At 72.9% G+C, this 3,280-nt stretch carries 3 protein-coding genes; all 3 read right to left on the bottom strand.

The genetic code is table 11. The features are described from left to right. Positions 1 to 202 precede the first annotated feature (202 nt). Positions 203 to 505: a hypothetical protein gene (locus ACZ592_RS40310; protein ID WP_471586757.1), complete on the bottom strand. Its 303-nt coding sequence runs from the start codon at positions 503 to 505 to the stop codon at positions 203 to 205. Between the two features lie 86 nt (positions 506 to 591). Continuing rightward, entirely contained in the window at positions 592 to 2,538 is a 1,947-nt protein-coding gene (locus tag ACZ592_RS40305; RefSeq protein WP_471586756.1) for an anthranilate synthase family protein, read from the bottom strand. Then, the gene (locus ACZ592_RS40300; RefSeq protein WP_471586755.1) at positions 2,535 to 3,158 is read right to left on the bottom strand and encodes an isochorismatase family protein; all 624 of its coding nucleotides are present in this window, start codon (positions 3,156 to 3,158) and stop codon (positions 2,535 to 2,537) included. Before ACZ592_RS40300 ends, ACZ592_RS40305 begins: the two co-directional genes overlap by 4 nt. Positions 3,159 to 3,280 lie beyond the last annotated feature (122 nt).

The raw sequence follows: 3,280 nt of genomic DNA, 5'->3' as shown, positions 1-3,280 counted from the left end.
CGGCGCACCGGGCGAGGTCGCCCTGCAGGCCGCCCGCCACCAGGCCCGCCGCGTCACCGACACCGCCGCCGCCCTCAAAGCCGGCCGCACCACCATCGGCTGACACCCCGCCACCCGAACAACCCGCCCCCGCCCGCCGGGGGCCGTGAATACGCCGTGAGGGGCCGCAGACCATCTGGTCTGCGGCCCCTCACGGCGTGTGTCAGAGCTGGAGGCGGGTGGTGTGCCGGCCGGTGTCGGTGATCTCGTTGACGGCGACGATGCGGGAGGAGGGGTGGCCCTGGGCGTCGGCGGTGGCCAGGGCCAGGGCGCGTGGTTCGCGTACGCCCTGGTCGGTGGCGCTCTTGAGCCAGGCGGTCAGGAGTCCCAGGGCTTCGGCGGGCGGGGTGCGGAACTCGGGGAAGGCCACCTCGATGGTTCCCGTCAGTGTCTCCGAACGCCGGTTTCCTGTACCGGGGTTGGGCGGCGCGGTGGGGGTGGCGTTCGGCTGGGACAGCTCAGACATGCATGGGTCCTCGGGCTGGCACAGCGGTCGGGCAGAGGGGCCGGGCCGGCGCTCGGGGGGTGAGCGGCGGCCCGGCGTTCACGGGGTCAGGCCGGGTCGGGGGTGCGGGCCGGGGCCAGGAGTTCGGCCAGGACCGTGCCCACGATGCGGGGGCCTTCGCGGGTGAGGACGGATTCGGGGTGGAACTGCAGGGAGGCGAAGCCGGGTCCGCGCAGGGCGTGCACCTCGCCGGTGGCCGCGTCCCGGCTGACCTGGACGCGCTCGCCGTGGGGCAGGCCGGGCACGCCGCGGGGGGTGAACTCCTCGTCCGGGCTCAGGAGCGCGAAGGTGTTGTAGAAGCCGACGTGTTCGGCGGCGCCGAACAGGTCGATCTCCTTCTGCACGCCCTGGTTGGGCACGTCGCGGCGGCGCAGCGGCAGGCCGAGCGTGAGTCCCAGGACCTGGTGGCTGAGGCAGACCGCCAGGAAGGGCCGCTGTTCGCGCAGCAGGGTGGCGACGGCGGTGTGCAGGTGGCTCATCTTGGGGTGGGCCACCTCCTGGGGGTCGCCCGGGCCCGGTCCCATGACGATGAGGTCGTGGCCCTCGAAGGTGTAGTCCTGGTCGTAGCGGCTGACGGTGACCTCGAGTCCCAGGGAGCGCAGCTGCTGGTCGATCATCGAGGTGAAGGTGTCCTCGGCGTCCACCACCAGCACGCGGCGGCCGGCCAGTTGGGGCAGGGCGGCGGTGCGGGCCTGGGTGTCGGAGAGCCAGAACCCGGCGATGGAGTCGTTGCGTCCTTCCAGGGCGCGGCGCACGCTGGGGTGGTCGGCGAAGCGCTGTTTGGTGTCGCCGTTGAGGGCGGCGACCAGGCCGGCGGCCTTGGCGCGGGTCTCGGCGGCCTCGGAGGCCGGGTCGGAGTGGCGCACGATGGTGGCGCCGACGCCGATGGAGATGCGGCCCTGGTGGGTGATGTCGGCGGTGCGGATCAGGATCGCGGAGTCCATCACCCGCTCGCCCCGGTCGTCGCGTCCGATCAGGGCGGCGGCGCCGCTGTAGTAGCCGCGGCCGCCGGGCTCGTACTGGTGGATGATGCGGCAGGCGCTTTCCAGCGGGCTGCCGGTGACGGTGGGGGCGAACATCGTCTCGCGCAGGATGTCGCGCACGTCGCGGTCGGTGCTGCCCTCGATGAAGTACTCGGTGTGGGCGACGCGGGCCATTTCCTTGAGGTAGGGGCCCACCACGCGGCCGCCGGTGTCGCAGATGCGGGCCATCATCTTGAGTTCTTCGTCCAGGACCATGTAGAGCTCGTCGGTCTCCTTGCGGTCGCCGAGGAATTCCAGGACGCCCTGCAGGGTGGAGCCGGAGGGCGGGTAGCGGTAGGTGCCGCTGATCGGGTTCATCACGGCGGTGCCGTCCTGGAGGCTGACGTGGCGCTCGGGCGAGGCGCCCACCAGGATGCGGCTGCCGGTGTGGATCAGGAAGGTCCAGTGGGCGCCGGACTCGCGTTCCAGCAGGCGCCGGAAGAGGGCCGGGGCGCTGGCCGGGCCGTAGTCGGTGATGTCGGCGACGAAGGTGCGCTTGATGACGAAGTTGGCGCCCTCCCCCGTGCCGATCATTTCCTTGGCGATGCGGCGCACCACGTCCTCGTAGGCGGCGTCGTCGACGTCGAAGTCGCCGCCGGACAGCGGGGTGGGCACGTCGGGGATGCGGGCCAGGGCCTCGGTCAGGGGCAGTTGCTGCTGGCCGGTGACGGTCATGGCGATCAGCGGGGTGCCGTCGTCGGCGCAGGCGAAGCCCCGCTCGGACAGCTGCCGGTAGGGCATGAGGACCAGGACCTCGTGGCGGGCGGCGGTGCCCGGGGCGGGGTCGGGGGGCAGCGGGATGTCGGCGAGGGTGGCCGGCAGGGACACCTGGCCGGTGAGGACCTCGATGGCGCCGGGGCCGGTGGCGCCGGGGCGGTGGAGCAGGGCGAAGGCCTGGCTCTGTCCGTCCAGGGCCGCCCCCAGGAGGTCCTGGGGGCCGGGGGTGGTGGGGGTGGGTGGTGTCTGTGTCATGAGAAGAGCCCCTTGACGGTGGTGACCCGGGCGCAGCGCTCGGCGGCGTAGGTGAGGGCCGAGCGGTGGTAGTCCTGCGAGAAGTCGGCGGTGGCGTCGGCGACGAAGAACGGCTGGATGTCGTGGGTGAAGGCGTCCACGGCGGTGGCCAGCACGCCGACGTGGGCGTAGATGCCGCACAGGATGAGCTGGTCGCGGCCCGCGGCGCGCATGCGCTCGAGCAGGTCGGTCTTGAAGAAGGCGCTGTAGCGCCACTTGGTGAGCAGCCAGTCCTGTTCGGTGGGGGCGAGGGCGTCGACGACCTGGCGGTCCTCGGGGGCGGGGCGCATGCCCGGGCCCCAGAAGTCCTTGAGCAGGCCGCGCTGTTCGTCGTTCATGCCGCCGGGCTGGGCGGTGTAGGCGACGGGGATGCCCAGGGACGCGCAGCGGTCGCGCAGTTGGGCGGCGTGGGTGACGAGGTCCTGGCGCAGGCTGTCGGGGAAGGGCTTGAGGAAGTAGCGCTGCATGTCGTGGACGAGCAGGACCGCCCGGTCGGCCTCGGCGGTCCAGGACACGGCGGCCGGGGGCAGCTCGCCCTCGGCGGGCAGGGGGTAGGGGCTGATGGGGGGTATGCCGGTCATGGTTCCAGTCCTCGAACTTGGTGCGTGGCTGCCGGGCGGGCAGGGGGTGGGTGGGGGTCAGGGGGTCCAGGCGGCGACGACGTGCTGGGCCTGGGTGGGGTTGAGGCGGGGGTCGCAGCAGG

This window comes from Streptomyces sp. NPDC040622 (genome assembly GCF_055593965.1).
Note: the sequence above shows the minus strand (reverse complement) of the source record. Positions and strands in the feature narration are given on the sequence as shown.

Excerpts from the sequence above, each read along its gene's own strand:
- ACZ592_RS40300 (WP_471586755.1), bottom strand. The coding sequence starts at position 3,158 with ATGACCGGCATACCCCCCATCAGCCCCTACCCCCTGCCCGCCGAGGGC.
- ACZ592_RS40305 (WP_471586756.1), bottom strand. The coding sequence starts at position 2,538 with ATGACACAGACACCACCCACCCCCACCACCCCCGGCCCCCAGGACCTC.
- ACZ592_RS40310 (WP_471586757.1), bottom strand. The coding sequence starts at position 505 with ATGTCTGAGCTGTCCCAGCCGAACGCCACCCCCACCGCGCCGCCCAAC.